At 73.3% G+C, this 19,212-nt stretch carries 17 protein-coding genes; 5 read left to right on the plus strand and 12 right to left on the minus strand.

The window, feature by feature from the left end:
* Positions 1-188: 188 nt before the first annotated feature.
* Together Dsi01nite_RS21455 and Dsi01nite_RS21460 are read right to left on the minus strand one after the other, a co-directional pair.
* Positions 189-791 (minus strand): hypothetical protein, encoded by a 603-nt coding sequence (locus Dsi01nite_RS21455; RefSeq protein ID WP_203848001.1) that lies wholly within the window; start codon positions 789-791, stop codon positions 189-191.
* Positions 788-1,315: a M48 metallopeptidase family protein gene (locus Dsi01nite_RS21460; RefSeq protein ID WP_203848002.1), complete on the minus strand. Its 528-nt coding sequence runs from the start codon at positions 1,313-1,315 to the stop codon at positions 788-790. Before Dsi01nite_RS21460 ends, Dsi01nite_RS21455 begins: the two co-directional genes overlap by 4 nt.
* A 369-nt stretch (positions 1,316-1,684) precedes the next feature.
* On the opposite strand from Dsi01nite_RS21460, the gene Dsi01nite_RS21465 reads away from it, so the two are divergent.
* The 3 genes from Dsi01nite_RS21465 (at position 1,685) to Dsi01nite_RS21475 (ending at position 4,547) form a co-directional block, all read left to right on the plus strand.
* On the plus strand, positions 1,685-1,840 hold the full coding sequence (locus tag Dsi01nite_RS21465) for a DUF5679 domain-containing protein (protein WP_425516560.1): 156 nt from the start codon (positions 1,685-1,687) through the stop codon (positions 1,838-1,840).
* Between the two features lie 277 nt (positions 1,841-2,117).
* Positions 2,118-3,185: a TOMM precursor leader peptide-binding protein gene (locus tag Dsi01nite_RS21470; RefSeq protein WP_203848003.1), complete on the plus strand. Its 1,068-nt coding sequence runs from the start codon at positions 2,118-2,120 to the stop codon at positions 3,183-3,185.
* A gap of 9 nt (positions 3,186-3,194) precedes the next feature.
* Positions 3,195-4,547 carry an ABC1 kinase family protein gene (locus tag Dsi01nite_RS21475; RefSeq protein ID WP_203848004.1) on the plus strand — a complete coding sequence of 451 codons (1,353 nt, stop codon included), beginning with the start codon at positions 3,195-3,197 and terminating at the stop codon, positions 4,545-4,547.
* Between the two features lie 411 nt (positions 4,548-4,958).
* Here the strand turns inward: Dsi01nite_RS21475 and Dsi01nite_RS21480 are convergent, their stop codons facing one another.
* The 3 genes from Dsi01nite_RS21480 to Dsi01nite_RS21490 form a co-directional block, all read right to left on the minus strand.
* Positions 4,959-5,345: a WhiB family transcriptional regulator gene (locus tag Dsi01nite_RS21480; protein ID WP_203848005.1), complete on the minus strand. Its 387-nt coding sequence runs from the start codon at positions 5,343-5,345 to the stop codon at positions 4,959-4,961.
* 119 nt (positions 5,346-5,464) lie between these two features.
* Positions 5,465-6,010: a hypothetical protein gene (locus tag Dsi01nite_RS21485; protein ID WP_203848006.1), complete on the minus strand. Its 546-nt coding sequence runs from the start codon at positions 6,008-6,010 to the stop codon at positions 5,465-5,467.
* A 139-nt stretch (positions 6,011-6,149) separates the two neighbouring features.
* Positions 6,150-8,264 carry an ATP-dependent DNA helicase UvrD2 gene (locus tag Dsi01nite_RS21490; protein WP_203848007.1) on the minus strand — a complete coding sequence of 705 codons (2,115 nt, stop codon included), beginning with the start codon at positions 8,262-8,264 and terminating at the stop codon, positions 6,150-6,152.
* 76 nt (positions 8,265-8,340) lie between these two features.
* On the opposite strand from Dsi01nite_RS21490, the gene Dsi01nite_RS21495 reads away from it, so the two are divergent.
* Both Dsi01nite_RS21495 and Dsi01nite_RS21500 read left to right on the plus strand, forming a co-directional pair.
* On the plus strand, positions 8,341-8,586 hold the full coding sequence (locus Dsi01nite_RS21495; protein ID WP_203848008.1) for a mycoredoxin: 246 nt from the start codon (positions 8,341-8,343) through the stop codon (positions 8,584-8,586).
* Positions 8,587-8,625: 39 nt separating this feature from the next.
* Entirely contained in the window at positions 8,626-9,237 is a 612-nt protein-coding gene (locus Dsi01nite_RS21500; protein WP_203848009.1) for a hypothetical protein, read from the plus strand.
* Here Dsi01nite_RS21500 and nudC read toward each other — a convergent pair.
* The 7 genes from nudC to Dsi01nite_RS21535 all read right to left on the minus strand — a co-directional run bounded on the left by nudC (position 9,218) and on the right by Dsi01nite_RS21535 (position 19,088).
* Positions 9,218-10,135 carry an NAD(+) diphosphatase gene (gene nudC / locus Dsi01nite_RS21505; protein WP_203848014.1) on the minus strand — a complete coding sequence of 306 codons (918 nt, stop codon included), beginning with the start codon at positions 10,133-10,135 and terminating at the stop codon, positions 9,218-9,220. The two genes, Dsi01nite_RS21500 and nudC, sit on opposite strands and share 20 nt — an antisense overlap.
* A 55-nt stretch (positions 10,136-10,190) precedes the next feature.
* A complete protein-coding gene (locus Dsi01nite_RS21510) occupies positions 10,191-11,522 on the minus strand; it encodes a M16 family metallopeptidase (RefSeq protein WP_203848010.1) in 1,332 nt (443 codons plus the stop codon).
* Entirely contained in the window at positions 11,519-12,814 is a 1,296-nt protein-coding gene (locus Dsi01nite_RS21515) for a M16 family metallopeptidase (protein WP_203848015.1), read from the minus strand. The genes Dsi01nite_RS21510 and Dsi01nite_RS21515 overlap by 4 nt, the downstream gene beginning before the upstream one ends.
* Positions 12,815-12,844: 30 nt before the next feature.
* A complete protein-coding gene (locus Dsi01nite_RS21520; protein WP_203848011.1) occupies positions 12,845-14,020 on the minus strand; it encodes a S8 family serine peptidase in 1,176 nt (391 codons plus the stop codon).
* 67 nt (positions 14,021-14,087) lie between these two features.
* Positions 14,088-15,059, minus strand: a complete 972-nt coding sequence (locus Dsi01nite_RS21525) for a hypothetical protein (RefSeq protein WP_239136061.1) — start codon at positions 15,057-15,059, stop codon at positions 14,088-14,090.
* Between the two features lie 45 nt (positions 15,060-15,104).
* Positions 15,105-15,266, minus strand: coding sequence for a hypothetical protein (locus Dsi01nite_RS21530; RefSeq protein ID WP_203848012.1), 162 nt, complete (start codon positions 15,264-15,266; stop codon positions 15,105-15,107).
* 111 nt (positions 15,267-15,377) lie between these two features.
* Positions 15,378-19,088: an ATP-dependent helicase gene (locus Dsi01nite_RS21535; protein WP_203848013.1), complete on the minus strand. Its 3,711-nt coding sequence runs from the start codon at positions 19,086-19,088 to the stop codon at positions 15,378-15,380.
* Positions 19,089-19,212 lie beyond the last annotated feature (124 nt).

Consider the following 19,212-nt stretch of genomic DNA (forward strand, 5'->3'; position numbering starts at 1 on the left):
GCCCGTCCTCGCGGCGCGGCCAGAGCCAGTCCTCGAACATCGCGACAAGGTCGAATCCGGGGCGCGACGTGCGCGGAAAACACCGGTCACGCGACCCGCTCCCGTGGAAGTTCCACGATCGCCGGCCTGCCGCAGCACCTTGCCCGCCCCCAGTCGGCCCGCCTCGCGCTTCGCGCGACCCCAGCCGGTCAGGAGAGCAGCGAGCGGGTGGCGTCCCAGCCGTCGAGGCCCATGTCCAGGTGCCGCAGATCCTCCGGACCGCGCAGGCGGTGCCAGCCCGGCGCCGCGGCGACCATCGTCGGCTCGGGAGCGGGACGGCGGGCCGTCACCACGTCGCCGGTCCCGGGGTCGAGGTCGGGCAGCCAGGACGGCACCGGCAGGCGGCACGCCACGCCCAGCAGGCCCCCACCGGCGGCCGGGGCGACCGCGACCGTCCGGGTGGACAGCGGGCGGATCATCTTGCCGATGAGCATCGCCGGGAGGTCGGGGGCGTCGGCCATGAGGACCACGGCCCGCTCGTGACCGTCGGCGGCGGCGGCCGACAGGGCGGCGCGGATCGACAGGGACGGCAGCTCGTACTGCGGCATGCTCGGCCAGGCGATCTTCGAGGCGAGCGGCAGGTCAGCGGTGAGCGCGGCGATCGCCGGCTGGATGAGCGGCAGCGGGGCGACCAGGTCGACGACGTCCTCGGCGAGCGCGGCCCGCCACGAGGACGGGTCGATGCCGGGCGGCGACCACGGGGTCGGCACGAGCAGCACGATCACCGCCGCTGAGACGGCCGGGTCGGTCATTCAGTGATCCCAAGACCTGCTGCCGCTGACACCCCCTCAAGATACCCCCGCGCCCGCTCCGACTTCGGATAGCGGCCCACGAGCGCCCAGAAGGCGGCGCTGTGGTTGGCGATGACCAGATGTGACAGCTCGTGCAGCAGCACGTAGTCGATCACCCAGTCCGGCATCTCCTGAACCCGGTGCGAGATCCGGATGGTACCGTCTGCCGGCGTGCACGACCCCCAGCGCCCGTTCTGGTTCTGCACCCAGCGCACGCTGGTCGGCCGGGCGGCGTGCGGGTGGTCGGGCAGGTAGCGGGCGGCGAGACGTTGCGCCCGGGCCGTCAGCTCGCTGTCGGTGCGTCGGGCCCGCTGTTCGCGGACGGCGAGGCGCTCCAGCATTCGATCGACCCACTCGCGCTCCTCCGCTCGGGAGAACTGCGCGGGGATCAGCACGACGACCCGCTCACCATCACGGTAGGCAGACACCGTGCGACGGCGGCGCTTGCTGCGCCGCACCTCGATGACCGGCTTACGTGTCGTCATGCCGGCCCCCTCAGGGTACCGCTCACGGAGGCACGCTAGCTGGAAACGGCCATCCCTCCGCAAGGCCCAATCTCGCGGAGGGCGCCCGTATGTCACCCATTCGTGGCGGCTCGCCGGAAAGATTCCTGCGCTCGTCGGGCCTGGTAGGGCCACTCGGCGGCATTTCATCCACAGCAACCCACACCGTTGCCCACACAGTTATCCCCAGGCTGTGCATAGTGTGTAGCGTGCGGTTAGAGGAAGATCTTCCGATTACGCTCGGCGTGTCCCGTCTTACCGCACTTTCCCCGAGTGTCCGACAAGGCACACTCACCACGTCGACCTAGCTGGTCAGCACCGGTGCGTGCACCGGACCGAGATGAGGAGGGCATCGTGGCCGAGACGTACAACGGCTACTGCGTCAAGTGCAAGGAGAAGCGGGACTTCGAGGGCGAGATCGCGATCTCGAAGACGGGCATGAAGATGGCCAAGGGCGCCTGCCCGGTCTGTGGCACGACGGTCAACCGGATCCTCGGCAAGGCCTGACCGCCGCAACGCAGGCAGGCACAACCGCAAACACGCAGGCAGGCACGGCCGCCGTCACCGGGCCGTACACATCGGCTCCTCGCCGCCCCCCGCCCGGCGCGTGAGCCCCGAGATCGTCGCGCTCAGAGCAGCAAGGTTGGCCCGCGCGGTATGAAGCGTTTGCACCTTTCGCTGTGGACAACTCGGCGGCTGGCTGTGGATAAGTCCGGCCGGCGGTGGATATCCCTGTGGACAACCACCCCGGCCGGAGGCCGCGCCGGTGGCAGTCTCGCCGGTCATGCGACCGACACTCCTGCCGAACCTGCGCCGCCTGTGGCGGGACGCGTCCACCGTCCAGCTCGGCACCGACCCTGCCGGCGCCGTCGTGCTGCACCTGCGGCGGCCGGAGCTGGCCCGGGTGCTGGACCTGCTGGACGGCGCGCACACCGAGCCCGCGGTCCTCGCCGCCGGTGAGGCGCTGGGGCTGGCCTCGGCGGAGGTGCTCGGCCTCGTGCAGACCCTGCGGGACGTGGGGCTCGTCGTCGCCGCGCACGCGCTGGTCCCGGTGGGCCTGCCCGAGCGGGTGCACCGCCGGCTGAGCGTCGAGGCCGCCGCGATCGCGCTGCGGCTGCGCACCGAGCCGTCGAGGAGCCAGGGGGCTCCCGCTGACGTGCTACGCCGTCGGTACACCTCCCGCGTCGTCCTGGCCGGAGACGGACCGCTGCTCGCTCCGCTGGCGGCGCTGCTCGCGGCCAGCGGGGTCGGTCACGTCGACCCGGTCGTCGACGGGGTCACCGGAGCCGCGGACGTCCTGGTCGGCGGTCTGCTCGTCGATGACGTCGGAGTGTCCAGGGCGGTCGCGACCGGTAGCGCCGTGGCCAGGTTCGCCCCGGGCGCGGACCTGTCGGCGGCCCGGACGGACAACGTCGACCTCGTGGTGCGGGTCGGCGACCGGCACCCGCCGGCGCTGGCCAAGCGGGGGTTGCGGCTGGCGGGCCTGCCGCGGCTGGAGCTGACCGTGCGGCTCGGCACGGTGCTCGTCGGTCCTCTGGTGCGCCCCACCGGCTCCCCGTGCCGCGCCTGCCTGGAGTTGCACCGGCGCGACCGGGACCCGATCTGGCCGGTGCTCGCCGCGCAACTGGCCACGGCACCGCCCGGCGACGGGGAGCCGTGCGCGTCCGCGACGGCCCTCGCGGGGGTCGCGTTCGCCGCCGACGAGGTGCTCGCGTTCCTCGACGGGACGGCCTCGCGGACCGAGGCGGCGATCGTCGAGATCCCTCGCGCCGGTGAGCTGAGACGGCGGGAATGGGTGGCACATCCCCGCTGTGACTGCCGTCGCCGTCGTCGTACCGCCATGAACGGGTAAGAATGACGTGTGACCGAGATCCCCAAGAGCGCCGTCGCCCGCACCGCACGACTGGCGTCGCTGCCTCTCGGGCTGGCCGGGCGGGCCGCGCTCGGCCTTGGCAAGCGCGTGACCGGCATGGCCGCCGATGTGGTGTCCGCCGACGTCCAGCGCCGCACCGCCGAGCATCTGTTCAGCGTCCTCGGGCAGCTCAAGGGCGGTGCGATGAAGATGGGGCAGGCGTTGTCCGTCTTCGAGGCCGCGCTGCCGGAGGACCTCGCCGGGCCCTACCGGGCGGCGCTGACGAAGCTGCAGGAGGCGGCGCCGCCGCTGCCGGCCGCGAGCGTGCACAAGGTGCTGCACGAGTCGCTGGGCGAGGGCTGGCGGGACCTGTTCAAGGACTTCGACGACAAACCGGCCGCCGCCGCGAGCATCGGCCAGGTCCACCGCGCGGTCTGGGCCGACGGCCGCGAGGTGGCGGTGAAGGTGCAGTATCCGGGCGCCGGCGAGGCGTTGCGGTCCGACCTCAACCAGATGGCCCGGTTCGCGGGGCTGTTCAAGGCGATCCAGCCCGGCCTGGACGTGAAGCCGCTCGTCCAGGAGATCCGGGACCGCGTCACCGAGGAGCTGGACTACGAGCTGGAGGCGACCTCGCAGCGCGCGTTCGCGGCGGCGTTCGACGGCGACCCGGACATCTGCGTGCCGCAGGTCCTGAAGTCCTCGTCGCGGGTCCTCGTCACGGAGTGGATCGAGGGCGTGCCGCTGTCGACGATCATCGGGTCCGGCACGGTCGAGGAACGCGACGCCGCCGGGACCCGGATGGCGCTGCTGCACTTCTCCGCGCCCGCCCGGGTGGAGCTGCTGCACGCCGACCCGCACCCGGGCAACTTCCGGATGCTGCCCGACGGGCGGCTGGGGGTGCTCGACTTCGGTGCGGTCGCCCGACTCCCCGGTGGCCATCCCGAGGTGATCGGCCGGCTGACCCGCCTCGCCCTCGCCGGCGACGCCGAGGCGGTCCTCAGCGGCCTGCAGGACGAGGGGTTCGTCAAACGCGACGCGAAGATCGACGCGGCGGCGGTGCTGAGCTACATCAGGCCGATGCTGGACCCGGTCGCGGAGCCGAAGTTCCGCTTCAGCCGGGCGTGGCTGCGCGCCGAGGCGGGCCGGCTCGCCAACCCGAAGAGCCCGGCCTATGCGATGAGCCGCCAGCTCAACCTGCCGCCGTCCTACATGCTGACCCACCGGGTGACGCTCGGCTCGATCGGCGTGCTGTGCCAGCTGGAGGCGGAGGCGCCGTACCGGGAGATCATCGAGCGCTGGCTGCCGGGCTTCGCGGAGCCGAAGGACCTGGCGAAGAAGCCCCGCCGGCGCAAGGCCGAGTAGTTCGATCAACCGGACCGCGATCAACGGCGGGGACTGGCGGCCACGGGACGACCTCGATCTCGAGGCACGGCCCGATCGGCCTTCCCGCCGAAGGCCGTTCCACGGCAGCGCGAAGGGCGGGCCCCGATCGGGGGACCCGCCCTGTTGCGTGGTCGTTCGGATCAGTGTCGGGTCAGCTGACGCTCCTGCTCACGGCGGGCGCGCATCGCGATCTGACGGGCGGACGAAGAAGCCTCAGAGTGACGGACAGCCTGAGGCTGACGCATTCGCGCTCGTGAGAGTGCTTCGTGGAGTAGTTGCAAAGACACGGAAATGCTCCTCATAGGAATGGTGCGAACTTCGGTGAGTTGAAGCCGGGTCGGCTGCGCGGCGCGCAGACCTCGGCTGGCTGGCAACGGATGTGCGCTCATGTCAGGCCGCCACGGTTGCGGCAACGGCGGCGGTACGAGCAGCGACCTCGACCCGCAGGACGGCGTCGCGAGCGACGTCCTCCTTGCGCGGACGACCCCGCGGACGCTTCCGCGGAACCACCGCACCGCGCTCGAAGATCTCGCCACCCCAGACACCCCAGGGCTCGGCGCGCTCGATCGCACCGGCAAGGCACTCGACGCGCAGAGGGCACTCCACGCAGAGCGACTTGGCCAGCTCGAGCTCGGCCGGCGAGTCAGCGAACCACAGGTCCGGGTCGAAGGTGCGGCACGGCAGGTCGGACTTCACGCCTCGCGCAGCAGCGACAAGGAGACGCTCGTCGACACCCGACTCAACGCGCACATCACGCGATGCCAAGGCCAGGCTCATCCCGGTCACCCCTTTCTGTTTCTCGATCGTTTGGTGGTGATCGTCGGTGCAAAAAACTGAGGCCGCGGATTCCCGGTATGGGATTCCGCGGCCTCGAGGTGAGCCGGTTGGTCGGTCTGTTAGACCGGCCTGCCTCGAGGTGGTATGCCGCGGACTCCGCCGTTGGGCTTCGGAGCCGTCAGGTCGTGCTTGTCATTCGCGGTGAGCCCACTGGTCCCCTGAACCTGGACTCCTCGCCGGTCGAGCAGCGCCACGCCAACGGCGGGGACCTGCTCAACGGTGCGGACATGCTGGACGGTGCTGGCGCCGAGGCGATCGGCGCCCATGGAGCCGCCGGTCGCCGTGCCGCCCTGGATTTCGACGCCGCCCGCGACCTCGACGTCGCCCAGGGCCGCGACGCCACCCGTGACCGCGGAGAACGCGGACGGGGCGGCAGCCGGAGCGGAGGCAGCGGTCGGAATCAGGGAGACGGCCGACATCTCGGCGGCGGACAGTTTGCGGGCCCGGACAGGCGCGACAGTGACGCCCGTAAAGGCACCTCTGACGGCAGACTCCTGCCATAGGACCGAAACTGACGGCGGCGGGACACGGCGTGCCGACACCGGGGACGAGACACAGAGAGCGCGCAACGCCAGCTGTTGCTCGTCTGAGATATAGAGCTTCACGGGTCGCACCTTCTCTCCACACTCGTCATGGGTCGACTGCCGGATCTCCGGCGTTCGTGTTCGCAGGCTATGTCGCCGCTTCAGACTAGGGCAACCGAATTTCCGGGAAAAGTTCTTGTCACTTTTTTGCGCATCGAATTCAGTCGCTGCCGACGAGGTCCTCGACGGTCTTGCCGGACACCAGCGCGAGCACGTCGTCGCCATAGAGCCCCAACTTCCGGGGGCCGATCCCGGCGATCACGGCGAGCTCCTCACGGCGCCCCGGGCGCCGTTCGGCGATCGCGGCGAGCGTGACATCGGTGAATATGACGAACGCCGGGACCTTCTGCACGGCGGCGAGCCGGGCCCGCCAGTCGAGCAGCCTGGCGAGGAGCTCCTCGTCACGGTCGGCCGGGCAGGTCGCACACCGGCCGAGCTTGCGCTCAGGGCCGCTGAGCAGGCCGGCGCCGCAGACCCGGCACGAGACGGCGACGGTGCGCCGGACCCGGGCCACGACCTCCACCTTGCCGATGCCCGGCCGCGCGTTCCCGGCGGGGCGGCGGCCGGGCTCGTAGGCCCGGCCGGGCTCCAGGAAGGGCACGAACCGGCTGGCCCGCCGGGGGCGGCCGCCGGGCGCGCGGGCCCCGGCGTAGGACAGCCACAGCGTGTGCCGGGCCCGGGTGACGCCGACATAGAGCAGCCGCCGCTCCTCCTCGACCGCGTCGGGCGTGCGGGCGTGGATGACGGGCATCGTGCCCTCGGCGAGGCCGACCAGGAACACCGCGTCCCACTCCAGGCCCTTGGCGGAGTGCAGGGACGACAGGGTCACCCCGGCGACGGTCGGCACGTGCTGCAGCGCCGCGCGGCGCGCCAGCTCCTCGTTGAACGCCTCGAGGGACAGCGCCGGCATGCTCTCGGCGAGCGCGACGAGCGCCGCCACCGCCTCCCACTTCTCCCGGGCGGCGCCGCCGGCCGGGGTCTCGGCGGGCCGCCAGCCGACGCCTTCCAGGGCGTGGCCGACCGACTCCGCGAGGGGCGCGTCCGGCGGCAGGGACCGGGTCGCCACCCGCAGCGCGATCATCGCCTGCCGGACCTCGGTCCGCTCGAAGAACCGCTCGGCGCCGTGCACCACATAGGGCACCCCGGCCTCCGCGAGGGCCTCCTGGTAGACCTCGGACTGCGCGTTGACCCGGAACAGCACCGCGATCTCCTCGGCCGGGGTGCCGGCGGCGATCAGCTCGCGGCAGCGGGCGGCGACGGCGGCGGCCTCCTGCGGCTCGTCGGGAAACGCGCGCGCGGTCGGCTCAGGGCCGGGCGGGCGCTGGCCGACCAGCTCGAGCCGCAACCGGGCCAGCTCGCCGCGGGCCTGGCCGATCACGGTGTTGGCGAGGCCGACGACCTGCGGGGTCGACCGGTAGTCCCGGATGAGGCGCACCACGGTGGCCGCGGGGTGGCGGCGCTTGAAGTCGACGAGATAGGACGCGCTGGCGCCGGTGAACGAGTAGATCGTCTGGCTCGCGTCACCGACCACGGTCAGGTCCTCGCCGTCGCCCAGCCAGGACTCCAGCAGCCGCTGCTGCATCGGGTTGACGTCCTGATACTCGTCGACGACGAAGTGCCGATACTGCGAGCGGATCTGCTGCGCGACGTCCTCGTGCTCCTCCATGGCCCAGATCGCGGCCCGGATCATGTCCTCGAAGTCGATCACGCCCTGGGCCCGCTTGACCCGCTCGTAGGCGGCGTAGACCTCGCCGACCCTGGCCGCGTCGAACGGCGGCTCGCGCAGCGCCTTGGCCGCGGCGACCGCATAGTCGGCGGGCTCGATCAGCGACGACTTGGCCCACTCGATCTCCCCGGCGAGGTCACGGGCGCCGGTGCCGTCGATCTTGACGCCGACCCGGGTGGCGGCGAGGCCGACCAGGCGGGCCTTGCTGTCCAGCAGCTCGGGCATCTCGCGGCCGGAGAAGAGCCGCGGGGCGAAATAGCGCACCTGGCGCAGCGCCGCGGCGTGGAACGTGCGGGCCTGCACCCCACCGGCGCCGAGCTGGCCGATGCGGGCCCGCATCTCGGCCGCGGCCCGGGCGGTGAACGTGACGGCGAGCACATGCTGGGCGCGGACGTGCCCGGCCCGGACCCGGTGGGCGATGCGGTGCGTGATCGCCCTGGTCTTGCCCGTGCCGGCGCCCGCGAGGACGCACAGGGGGCCGGCCGGAGCGGTGACCACGGCCGCCTGCTCCGGGTCAAGACCTGCGAGTGGGTTTGAGGAGTCCGCCACAGGTAGGCATCATTCCAGCCGGGTATGACGTTTCCGCCGAAGTACCTACCGAGAACCGTACGGAGGAGACCGTCTGATGTTGACGATGTACTCGACCACGTGGTGTGGCTACTGCCACCGCCTGAAGTCGCAGATGGACCGTGAGGGCATCCAGTACCAGGTCGTCGACATCGAGCGGGACCCCGCGGCGGCGAAGTTCGTGGAGAGCGTCAACGGCGGCAACCAGACCGTGCCGACCTTGAAGTTCGACGACGGCACGGCCCTGACCAACCCGACGATCGTCCAGGTGAAGGCGCAGCTGGCCAACGCGGTCAGCAACTGACCCTTCACAGCATGCTGCCGGCTCACTACGGTGACCGGCATGCGGGTGGCTCGCGACTTCGCCGTCGGCGGCGCCCTGGACGCCCGCGGCTACCACGCGCCCGAGCGGCCGCGGGTGGCCGACCCGGGACGCCGCCGGCGCATCGCCGACTACCTGTCCGGCGGGACCACGATCGGGCGCGGGTCCGGCGTCCTGCACACCGACGGCCTGTGGCTGTGGCCCGACCGGTTCGTCGCCGAGGTCCTCGACCGCGGGCTCGCCCCCGAGGAGGACCTCCTGGGGCACATCCAGCGCGGCGGTTACCGCGCGGCCGCGCCCGAGCCGGACGCGAGGCTGACCGACGACGCGCTGAGGGCGTGGCGGGCCGGCCCGCCGCCGGCGCCGCGGGTGCTCGTCACGTACTTCGTCCGGCTCGACGGCGAGACGACCCTGGAGGCGCCGCTGTCGCTGCTGCGCCGGTCGGTCGACCCGGCCGGCGGGGTGGCCGAGGAGGCGCTGTGGCGCGACCTGGGCTGGCACCCGACGCAGGCGCTCGGCGCGCACAAGATCGACCACGACATCCGCGAGGTGACCCCGGCCCACGCCGCCGGGGTCCTCGACCGCTGGTGCGCCCAGTGGCACCGCGAATTGATCAGCCGAGCCACTCAGTGATCAGGTAGTGCGCGATCGACGCGGGGAACGGCAGGCCGAAGGCGTGGGAGTCGCCGTCCAGCACCGCGGCGATCTCGGCACGGGAGAACCAGCGTCCCTCCAGGATCTCCGTCGGGTCGACCTCGATCGGCGCGCCGACCTCCGCCGTGGCGTGGAAGCCGAGCATCAGCGAGCCGGGGAACGGCCATGGCTGGCTCGCCACGTAGGTGACGTCGCCGACGACGACGCCGACCTCCTCCAGGACCTCCCGGGCGACCGCCATCTCCGCGGACTCCCCGGGCTCGACGAACCCGGCGAGCGTCGAATAGCGCCGGATCCCGCCGGCCGCCGGCCACTGTGCGTTGCAGCCCAGCAGGCAGCACCCGTCCGGCCCCTCGACGCCGTCGTGCACCAGCATGATCACCGCCGGGTCCGTGCGCGGCCAGAGCGTCTCGGCGCCGTCCTCGGTGGTCCGCACCCACCCCGCCTGCGCGGGGACCGTCAGTTTGCCGCTGAGGGGGCTGTACGGGTGCCGCGAGTGCCAGTTGGCCAGCCCGACGGCCGTGATGAACAGCCCGGCCGGCAGGTCCGGCAGTGCGTGCCCGATCTGGCGCAGGTTGGCCCGCCGCGTGTCCGGCAGCACCGTCACGTCCGCGGCGACCGCGAAGTAGACGCTGCCGCCGGCGTCCTCACGGGTGTCCTCGCCGAGGAAGAACCGCTCCCCCTGCGGCGCGTCGGCCGGGTCGATCAGCACCAGCTCCGGCGGGTCGTCGCCGCGGACCAGGACGTGCCCGTCGTCGACGACGAGCACCCGGGAGCGGGTCCACGCCTCGGCGAGCCAGTCGGCGTCGGTGCGGCGGTGCGCCGCCCGGTCCAGCACGCCCCGCGCGAGCGGAGGGCCGGGCCGGGCGGCGGACACGTCGGTCACGCCGCCGCCTCCGCTGCGCTGCGGCGCCGGCCCGACCCTGCACGCCTCATGACGCCGCTCGGGTGACCGCCGTCAGCGCGGCCAGAGGCTTCTCGATCTGCGCCGCGTCGCCGAGCACGACGGCGGCGATCCGGGACGGCGCGAGGTACTGCGCGGCCGCGGCCGCCACGTCCTCCCGGCTGACCCGGGCCAGCCGGGCGGCGTGCTCGGCCAGGTAGTCCAGGCGCAGCCCGAAGCCCGCGTAGGTGGAGACCAGCCCGGCCAGCCCCGCCTGCGTGGACATGCCCAGCTGCAGGGTGCCGAGCGCGTACTGGCGGGCCTGCTCCAGCTCGTCCTCCTTCGGCGGGAGGCTGGCCAGCCGGCCGAGCTCGTACAGCGTCTCCAGCATCGCCGGACCGGTCACCTCGGTCGCCACCTCGGCGGCGACGACCAGCGCCGAACCGGCGACGGCGTGCTCGACGAGGGAGTGCGGGCCATACGTGTAGCCCTTGTCCTCGCGGATGTTCTCCACCCAGCGGGAGGAGAAGTAGCCGCCGAACACCAGGTTGGCCAGCTGCAGCGCGGCGTGGTCCGGGTGCCGCCGGGACACCGCGGGCAGGGCAAGGCGCAGCGAGGACTGCACGGAGCCGGGCCGGTCGACGAGCGTCAGCGGCCCGGGCCTGAGCTCCGGGGTCGGCGGCAGCTCGATCGCCGAACCGGCGCCGTCCCACTTCGACAGCATCCGCTCGGCCGCGGCGATCGCCTTCTCCGGCGCGATGTCGCCGACGATGACCAGGGTCGCGCCGGCCGGGTGCAGCCGCTCGGCGTGCAGGGTCCGCAGCGTGCCGGGGGTGACCGCCTCGACCTGCTCCGGTGCCGGGGTCTGGATCGCGTACGGGTGCTTGCCGTACATCCGCTTCAGCAGCGCGGCCCGCGCGAGGTGGCTCGGCTGGCTCTGCGCGACCCGGATCCGGTCGACCAGCCGGGCCCGCTCGGTGCTGACCTCCTCGGCCGGGTAGTTGGCGTCGGTGAGCACCTCGGCCAGCAGGTCCAGCAGCCGGTCCAGGCCGCCGACGAGGGCGTTGCCGGAGATCAGCAGCCGGTCGGGGTCGGCGCCGGCGGACAGCCCGCCACCGACCTTCTGCAGCTCGGCGGCGATGTCGACGGTCGACATCGTGGTGGTGCCCGACAGCACCGTCTGGGTCAGCAGCGCGGCCCGGGCGAGGTGCGCCTTCGCGAACGGCACCCGCAGCCGGACCTCGACCAGCGGCACCGACGAGCGGCGCAGCGCGATCACGGTCAGGCCGTTGTCGAGGGTCCGTTCGACGGTCTTGGGCAGCTTCAGCGGGCGGTTCGGCCCCAGCACGGGGATGCTGCGCGGCAGGGTTTCGGCAGTCACTTGGCTCCTCCGGCAATGACCTCGACCGCGGCGCGGCGCGACGGGACCAGCTCGGCCGCCGCGGCGATGATCTGCTCCTCGGTGACCCCACCGATCAGCGTGTGGAGCTGGTTGAGCAGTTCGGGCTCGCCGCGCTGCTGCTCCAGCACCGCCATCTGCAGGGCCCGGCCGAGCACGGCGTCGGTGTCGCGCAGCAGGTGCGTGGCCATGCGGGCCTGGGTGCGGCTGAGCTCGTCGGGGGCCAGGCCGTCGGTGGCGATGCGCTGGCACTCCTCCTCGACGGTGCGCAGGACCTTGTCGACGTCGCCGCCCGGGGGCAGGTGCGCCTGCAGGACCAGGGCGGTGGGGTCGCGCACCGCGAACGGCTCGCCCATGAACCCGATGTAGCCGCCGACGCTGGTCACCGTTCGGTCCCGCAGGACCAGGCGCTCCACCAGCCGGGACGCGTCGCCGTCGGTGAGGACCTCGGCGAGCACCACGTAGGGCAGGTAGCCCTCGAGGTCCTTGATCGGGTCCGGCACCCGCCACGCCGCAGCGACCGCCGGCAGCGGGGCGAGGCGGTCCTCGTAGGACGAGCGGCGCTCCGCGGTCAGGTCGGGCTCGGCGAAGTCGGGACGGGTCGGCGCGGGGCGGGCGGGCACGTCACCGAAGTGCCGCTCGATCAGCGCGGTCGCGGTCGCCACGTCGAAGTCGCCGGACACCGCGAGGACCGCGTTGCCGCAGGCGTAGTACCGGTCGAAGAAGTCGGCGGCGTCGGGGACGGTCGCGGACTCCAGGTCGTCGAAGGAGCCGTAGCCGTCGTGGGCGTTGGCGAACGTGTCGAACATGACCGGCGGCAGCCGCAGCCAGGGGAACCCACCGTACGGCCGGTTGAGCACGTTGACCCGGATCTCCTCCTTGACCACGTCGACCTGGTTGCGCAGGTTCTCCTCGGTCAGGCGGGGTGAGCGCATCCGATCGGCCTCGAGGAACAGCGCCCGCTCCAACGCGTTGGACGGCAGCGTCTCGAAGTAGTCGGTGTAGTCGAAGTGGGTCGAGCCGTTGAACGTGCCGCCGGAGCCCTGCACGTAGCGGAAGTGGGCCAGCTTCTCCAGGCTCTCCGAGCCCTGGAACATCAGGTGCTCGAACAGGTGGGCGAAGCCGGTGCGCCCTTGCGGCTCGGAGCGGATGCCGACGTCGTAGACGACCGCGACGCCGACGACGGGGGCGGCCCGGTCGGGCGTGAGCACCACCCGTAAGCCGTTGGGGAGGGTGAGGCGCTCGACGGGATACTTGGACGCGGGGATCCGCACAGCGGGACTACGACGAGGCACCCACCGAATCTATCCCGTCGCGCGCTGTTCGCCCGAGGCGACCGCCGACTCGGAGCGCCGCAGGCGGTGTTCGGCCCGCAGTGCGTACCAGAGCAGAACGCCGATGAACGCGATCAGCGGCAGGCTCAGCAGCCATCCGAGCCGGCCCCGCGACCGGGCCTCGGCGGGCCCGGCGACCGGGGCGGCGACGGACGCCGACGCGGCCGCGGACGGTGAGGGCACCGCGGACGGCTTCGGCGGGTTCTTCAGCGGGATCGTCCTGGTCAGCGCCGGCACCAGGTCGATCCGGCCGACGCCGAACACCGGGTCGACGCCGGTGCTCCCGGCGTCGACGGCCGTCACGGACAGCCGGTGGACGATCTCCTCGGCCGGCAGCTTCGGATACGCCGCGCGCACCAGCGCCACCACGGCGGCCAGCTCGCCGGCGGACGCGCTGCCCGCGTCGACGCGGTACCCGCCGCCCGCGTTCGTGGTCATGATCTCCTCGCCGGGCACCCCGAAGCCGAGCCGCCGGCCGCTGTCGGAGGTGACGAGCACGTCGCCGTCGTGCGACAGCGGCACCGCGGCGAGCACCCCGTCATACGCCGCCGGGTAGGGCTCGAACGCCTCGCCGGCCCGGTTGCCGTCGGCGGCGACGATGATCGCGTCGGCCGCCTGCGCCTCCCGCACCGCCTGCGCGAGCCGCTCGCTGCCACCCACGGAGTAGCCCACCACGATGACCTTCGCGCCGCGCACCGTCGCCAGCTCGATGCCCTCGGCCAGCTGGTCGGGGGTGACGGTGCGGGCACCGGTCGGGTCGGGGGTGACCGGGCTGCCGAGGACCACCGGCAGGATGTCGGCGCCGGGCGCGATGCCCAGCACCCCGTGCTGCCGGTTGGCGCCGTGCCCCTGCCCGGCGATCAGGCCGGCGAGCGCGGTGCCGTGGCCGTCGGGGTCACCCGGTGCGGTGAGGCCGCCGTTGGTGTAGATCGCCGGGAGCACGCTCGCGGTCAGGTCGACGTGGTTGCGGTCCACGCCGTTGTCGACGATCGCGACGGTGACCCCCTCGCCGCGGGTCTTCTCGTTGGCCTCGCTCACCCGCAGGTACTGCAGGTGCCACTGATCGTCACGGATGCCGTCCGCGAACGCCGGACTCACCGGGAGGAGCGCGAGCACGACTCCGACAACCAGCGCGGCCTTTTTCATCGCGCTAGCGTGACGGATCGACGCAAGCAACGCCAGTTGGCGGCCCGGCCGCCGGGTCTCATGATGGTTACAGCGGGCGGACCGACTCCGGGGCCTCGTCGGCGATGTAGTCGAACTGGCGGTGCGTGTCCGGAATCGACACGTACAGGATGGCCGCCTCGGGCTTGCCGAGGTCGATGAGCGCGATCGACACCAGCTCGCTCGTCGCCTTCAGCCCGGCCTGGGAGAAGTGCAGGCGGAACTTCAGCAGCCGGGCCGGACGGCCACCGAGCGTCAGGTCCTTGGCGGAGATCTGCTCCAGCTGGTTGTTCTTCGGATAGAAGCTGACCCGCACGTCGGCGGCGATCTGGTCGCCGACGCACTTGAGGTCGAGCACCATGCCGTCGTTGACCGCCGCCGGGACGTGCCCGGACAGGATCGTCGCGTGGTAGTCGCTGGAGCCGGCGTAGTTCGGCTCGGTGACGAAGTGCTGGCCGGTCCGGTAGTTGACCTTCAGCTCACCCGCGTCGGACCAGGCCTGGTCCCACGGCCGCCACGGGTCGCCGTACTCCTTGTAGGAGATCCCGGACTCCGGGTCGGTGATCCGCGGGCCGGCCGGCACCTCGGCGCCGCCCGGGGGCAGCTCGGGCGGGATGGTCGGCGGCGGGCAGCGGCGGGCCAGCTCGGGGCGGGTGTCGCTGGGGCCGTCGGCCCGGTTGTCGAACAGCCCGCCGGGGGTGGTGGCGTTGCCGGTCATCAGCGACACGAGGATGACGACCAGGCCGATCACGACGACCGCGATCGCACCGCCGCTGAGCAGCTTCAGGATGCGCTTGTTGCGCTTGACCGGGTCGTCGTCGTCACCGCTGCCACCGCCACCGGTCGGCCACGACGGCGGGGGCACGATCGGCGGCACGCCGATCCCGGAGACCCGGCCCGACCGGTAACCCGGCGCGGCGCGCGGCAGTTCGGCCGCGCGCTGAATCGTCGGCGCCGGCCCGACGGGCGCCAGCACGACCTGCGTGTCCGGCTGAGCCCACGGTGAATGCTGCTCGGTCATCTCAGGAGCAAGTGTCGCAGCCCGGGGCCAGTCTGCCAAAAACCGCTACGGCTGCGGGTGCACCGGCGTCCGGACGTCGGTGACCTGCGGATATCTCGGGGCATCGGCGGCGGCCACCGGTCCGATGACGATCAGGGCCGCGGTCAGCACCCCGGCGGCGGCCATCCCGACCACCAGTGCGACCTCGCGCGTCGGCGATGTCTGCATCCTGCGCACTTCCCCTCGCATGCCCGTCCGCATGCCCTTTGGACAGCTTCGAGGACGGCGAGGTTCCGTGGACAGCGAGGTGTCGGAAGCTTGACGCGACCTTGCTGTCGATCAGGCCGCGGGCAGCGTGGCGATCAACGCGAGCAGACCCTCCTCATCCAGCAGGTCGGCGGGGCGGACGGTGACGCCGTCACGGACGTAGAAGAAGGCGGCGCCGACCTGCTCCAGCGGCACCCCCTTCAGCTCCGACCAGGCCAGCCGGTACGCGGCGAGCTGCACCGCGGCGGCAACGGCGTTCGTGCCGGCCGGCTGGGCGCCGGTCTTCCAGTCCACGACGTCGAAGCGCCCGTCGGGGTACGCGTACACGGCGTCCATCCTTCCCCGCACCACCACCCCGGCGACGACGGACGCGAACGGCACCTCCACGTCCAGCGGCACCCGGTCCGCCCACTCCCCCGCGAGGAAGCGCGCCTGGAGGTCGGCGAGGGCCTCGTCGGGCGCGGCGCCCTCGTCGGCGGCGCCGGGCAGCTCGTCGAGGTCGATCAGCCGCTCGGCCTTGAACCGCTGCTCCAGCCAGTGGTGGAACGCGGTCCCCCGGCGGGCGTACGGGTCCGGCCGCGACGGCAGCGGCCGGCGCAGCGACCGGGCCAGCCGTTGCGGGTCGCGGCGCAACGCCACCAGCTGTGACACCGACAGGTGCCCGGGCAGCGCGACGTCGACGGGGGCGTTGAGCTGCGGGGTGAGCCGGGCCCGCTCCGCCAGGAGCAGGTCGGCCTCGGCTGCCCACCGCCGGCCGGAGCCGTCACCCGACACCACGTCGGGCCACTCGATCCGCTCGATCGCGCCGGTTTCGATTCGCTGCGCCGCCGGTACGCCCACCGCCGGCGCACCCGGTCCCAGCGTCCCGCCGGACTCCGGTCCGGCGGCCTCCGGGGTGGCGGACCCGGGCCCGACGGCCCCCGGGCCGATCTCACCCGGCACCGCACCGACCTCATCCGGGGGTGCCGGGGCAGCGATGGGCTCCTCCGCCGGCGCTCCGGCGGCTGCCTCGTCCGCGACGGTCTCATCCGTCGACTCACCGGCGGCCTCACCCGCGACGGTCACATCCGTCGACTCACCGGCGGCCTCACCCGCGACGGTCACATCCGCGACGGTCACATCCGCGGCGGCATCGTCCGCGACCGTCTCGTCCGCGACAGTCTCGTCCGCGACAGTCTCGTCCGCGACGGTCACATCCGCGGCGGCATCGTCCGCGGCGGTCTCATCCGTCGGCGCGAGGGCGGCGGTCTCGTCCGGGGGTGCGAGGGCGGCGGCGGCCTCGCGGACCAGCGCCGCGGCGGCCTCCAGCAGCGGGCGGCGGAGGCCGAGCGGGTCGGCGGGCCAGCTCGCGCTCGGGACGTTCTGCGCCGTCGGGTTCTGCGCGTCGCTGGCCGGTGCCTCGGTCCACACGTCGACCAGGCCGGCGCCGGCCGCGCAGCGCTCGCGGATCTCCTCCAGGAAGACCGACGGGCCGCGGGCGCGCTTGACGCCGTCGCCCCACCAGTACCCGCTGGCCAGCAGCAGCCGGCGGGGGCGGGTGACCGCGACGTAGGCGAGCCGGCGCTCCTCGCGCACGTCGTGGTCGCGCCAGTCGGCGGTGAAGACCTCCAGCCGCCGGACCACGCCCTTGACGTCGGGCGCCGCCGACAGGTCCAGGACCGGCAGGCCGCCGCTGTCGCCGCGCAGCGGGAACGGCAGGACGCCGAGGCCGCGCAGCCAGTGGTCGCCGGCGTTGCTCGCGCCGGGGAACACGTCGACGCAGAGGCCGGCGACCGACACCACGTCCCATTCGAGGCCCTTGGCGGCGTGCGCGGTGAGGATCTGCACCGCGCCCGAGACGACCTCGACCTCACCGGGCGCCAGGCCGCGCTCCTCGTTCTCCGCGGCGGCGAGGAACGCCAGGAACGCGCCGAGGGTGGCGCCCTCGGACTCGGTGGCGAACCGGGCCGCGATGTTGCTGAACGCGTCGAGGTGGCCCCTGGCCAGCCCGGCGTCCCCAGGACGGGCGGCGACCTCGACGTCCAGGCCGGTGGCCCGCTCAATGTCGGCGACCAGGTCCGGCAGCGGCTGGTCCAGGCGCCGGCGCAGGCGGCGCAGCTCCGTGCCGAGCGCGGTGAACCGGGCGAACCCGGGCGCCGAGAACGCCGCCGGGTCGCCGAGGTCGTCGAGGGCCTCGACCAGCACGGCCTCGTCGAGCCGGTCGGCGAGGGCGGGCTCGTCGTCGCCTGCGCCGGACCGGCGGGCCGCCGCGAGGGAGCGGGCCCGGCGGTACAGCGCGACCAGGTCACGCGGGCCGATCCGCCATCGCGGGCCGGTCAGGATGCGCAGCAGGGCGGCGCCCTCGGCGGGGTCGGCGAGGACCCGCAGGACGCTGACCACGTCGCGGACCTCGGGCGTGTCCAGCAGGCCGCCCAGGCCGACGACCTCGACCGGCAGGCCGCGGGAGCGCAGCGCGTTCTCCAGGGCGGGGATCTGGGCGCGGGTCCGCACCAGTACCGCGGTCGTGGGCCGGTCGTCGACGGGGATGTCGAGGGGGAACGTCTCGGGGTCCACCTTCGCCGCGAGCCGCCACGACGCGACGACGCGGTCGGCGATCCAGGCGGCCTCCTCGGCATACGTGTCGAGCAGCGCGCAGTGAACCGTCGCGGTCGACGCCGGCTCGGCGAGGACGTCGGCGGGGGCGAGCTCCGCGACGCGGGCGCCGTGCTCGCGCAGCGGGGCGGAGATCGTGTTGGCGACGTCGAGGATCTCGGGCCGGTTGCGCCAGCTGGTGGTGAGGCTCAGCTCGGCCGCCGGCTCCCCGGCCCCGGTCGGGAACTCGGCCGGGAACCGCTCCAGGGTGCCCGCGGAGGCGCCGCGCCAGCCGTAGATGGACTGGCACGGGTCGCCGACGGCGGTCACGGGGTGGCCCCGGCCGAACAGCGACCGCAGCAGCACCACCTGGGCGTGGCTGGTGTCCTGATACTCGTCCAGCAGCACCACCCGGAACCGGTCCCGCTCGACCGCGCCCACCTCGGGGTGCTCGAGCGCGACCCGGGCCGCCCTCGACAGCTGGTCGCCGAAGTCCATGGCCTCCAGCAGCGCCTTCTTCTCCTGATACTGGCGGATCAGCGGCAGCAGCTGGAGCCGGGCCTGCTGGCGGGACAGCACGTCACGCACCGGCTTGGCCATCTTGCCGGTCTTGGCGCTCACCTCGGCGAAGAAGCGGCCGGTCCAGGCGGCGACGTCCTCGGGCGCGCGCAGGTGCTCGGCGAGGTCGCCGGCGAGGTGCAGGACCGCGTCCACGACGGTCGACGGCGCCGACGCGACGGCGGTCATGTCGCCGTCGTAGCCACGCACGACGGCATCGGCCAGCTGCCAGCACGCGGCCTCGGTGAGCAGCCGGGTGGAGGGTTCGAAGCCGGCCCGCACCCCGTGCTCGCGCACGACCCGGGCGGCGTAGGAGTGGTAGGTGGCCACCGTCGGCTCGCCCGCGATCAGGTCGTCCCGGCCGAGCCGGCGGACCAGCTGCCCGAGCCGCTGCCGGATGCGGTGCGACAGCTCGCCGGCGGCCTTACGGGTGAACGTGAGGCCAAGGATCTGCTCCGGCCGGGCGTGCCCGTTGGCGACGAGCCAGACGACCCGGGCGGCCATCGTCTCGGTCTTGCCGGAGCCGGCGCCGGCCACGACGAGCAGCGGCTCGACCGGCGCGGCGATCACGGCGGCCTGCTGCGGGGTCGGCGCCGGCTGCCGCAGCAGCTTCGCCAGCTCGACGGGGGTGTATCTGACGACGGTGTGGGTCATGACGCCACCTCCGCTTCGCTCCGGCGCCGCCCTGAATCCTGCTGAGCCCCCGACGACCGGCCCGAGACGCTCCGCTGCCCGGTCATGCGTCCTCACTCCGCTCCGGGCGCCTGACCCATTGCTG

The sequence above is a fragment of the Dactylosporangium siamense genome (genome assembly GCF_016862795.1).
GTDB classification, from domain to species: Bacteria; Actinomycetota; Actinomycetes; order Mycobacteriales; family Micromonosporaceae; genus Dactylosporangium; species Dactylosporangium siamense.

What these genes read in the sequence shown, in the direction of transcription:
- Dsi01nite_RS21470 (WP_203848003.1), top strand. Translation starts at nt 2,118, where the DNA reads ATGCGACCGACACTCCTGCCGAACCTGCGCCGCCTGTGGCGGGACGCG.
- Dsi01nite_RS21535 (WP_203848013.1), bottom strand. Translation starts at nt 19,088, where the DNA reads ATGACCCACACCGTCGTCAGATACACCCCCGTCGAGCTGGCGAAGCTG.
- Dsi01nite_RS21495 (WP_203848008.1), top strand. Translation starts at nt 8,341, where the DNA reads ATGTTGACGATGTACTCGACCACGTGGTGTGGCTACTGCCACCGCCTG.
- Dsi01nite_RS21480 (WP_203848005.1), bottom strand. Translation starts at nt 5,345, where the DNA reads ATGAGCCTGGCCTTGGCATCGCGTGATGTGCGCGTTGAGTCGGGTGTC.
- Dsi01nite_RS21530 (WP_203848012.1), bottom strand. Translation starts at nt 15,266, where the DNA reads ATGCAGACATCGCCGACGCGCGAGGTCGCACTGGTGGTCGGGATGGCC.
- Dsi01nite_RS21500 (WP_203848009.1), top strand. Translation starts at nt 8,626, where the DNA reads ATGCGGGTGGCTCGCGACTTCGCCGTCGGCGGCGCCCTGGACGCCCGC.
- Dsi01nite_RS21520 (WP_203848011.1), bottom strand. Translation starts at nt 14,020, where the DNA reads ATGAAAAAGGCCGCGCTGGTTGTCGGAGTCGTGCTCGCGCTCCTCCCG.
- Dsi01nite_RS21460 (WP_203848002.1), bottom strand. Translation starts at nt 1,315, where the DNA reads ATGACGACACGTAAGCCGGTCATCGAGGTGCGGCGCAGCAAGCGCCGC.
- Dsi01nite_RS21525 (WP_239136061.1), bottom strand. Translation starts at nt 15,059, where the DNA reads ATGACCGAGCAGCATTCACCGTGGGCTCAGCCGGACACGCAGGTCGTG.
- Dsi01nite_RS21455 (WP_203848001.1), bottom strand. Translation starts at nt 791, where the DNA reads ATGACCGACCCGGCCGTCTCAGCGGCGGTGATCGTGCTGCTCGTGCCG.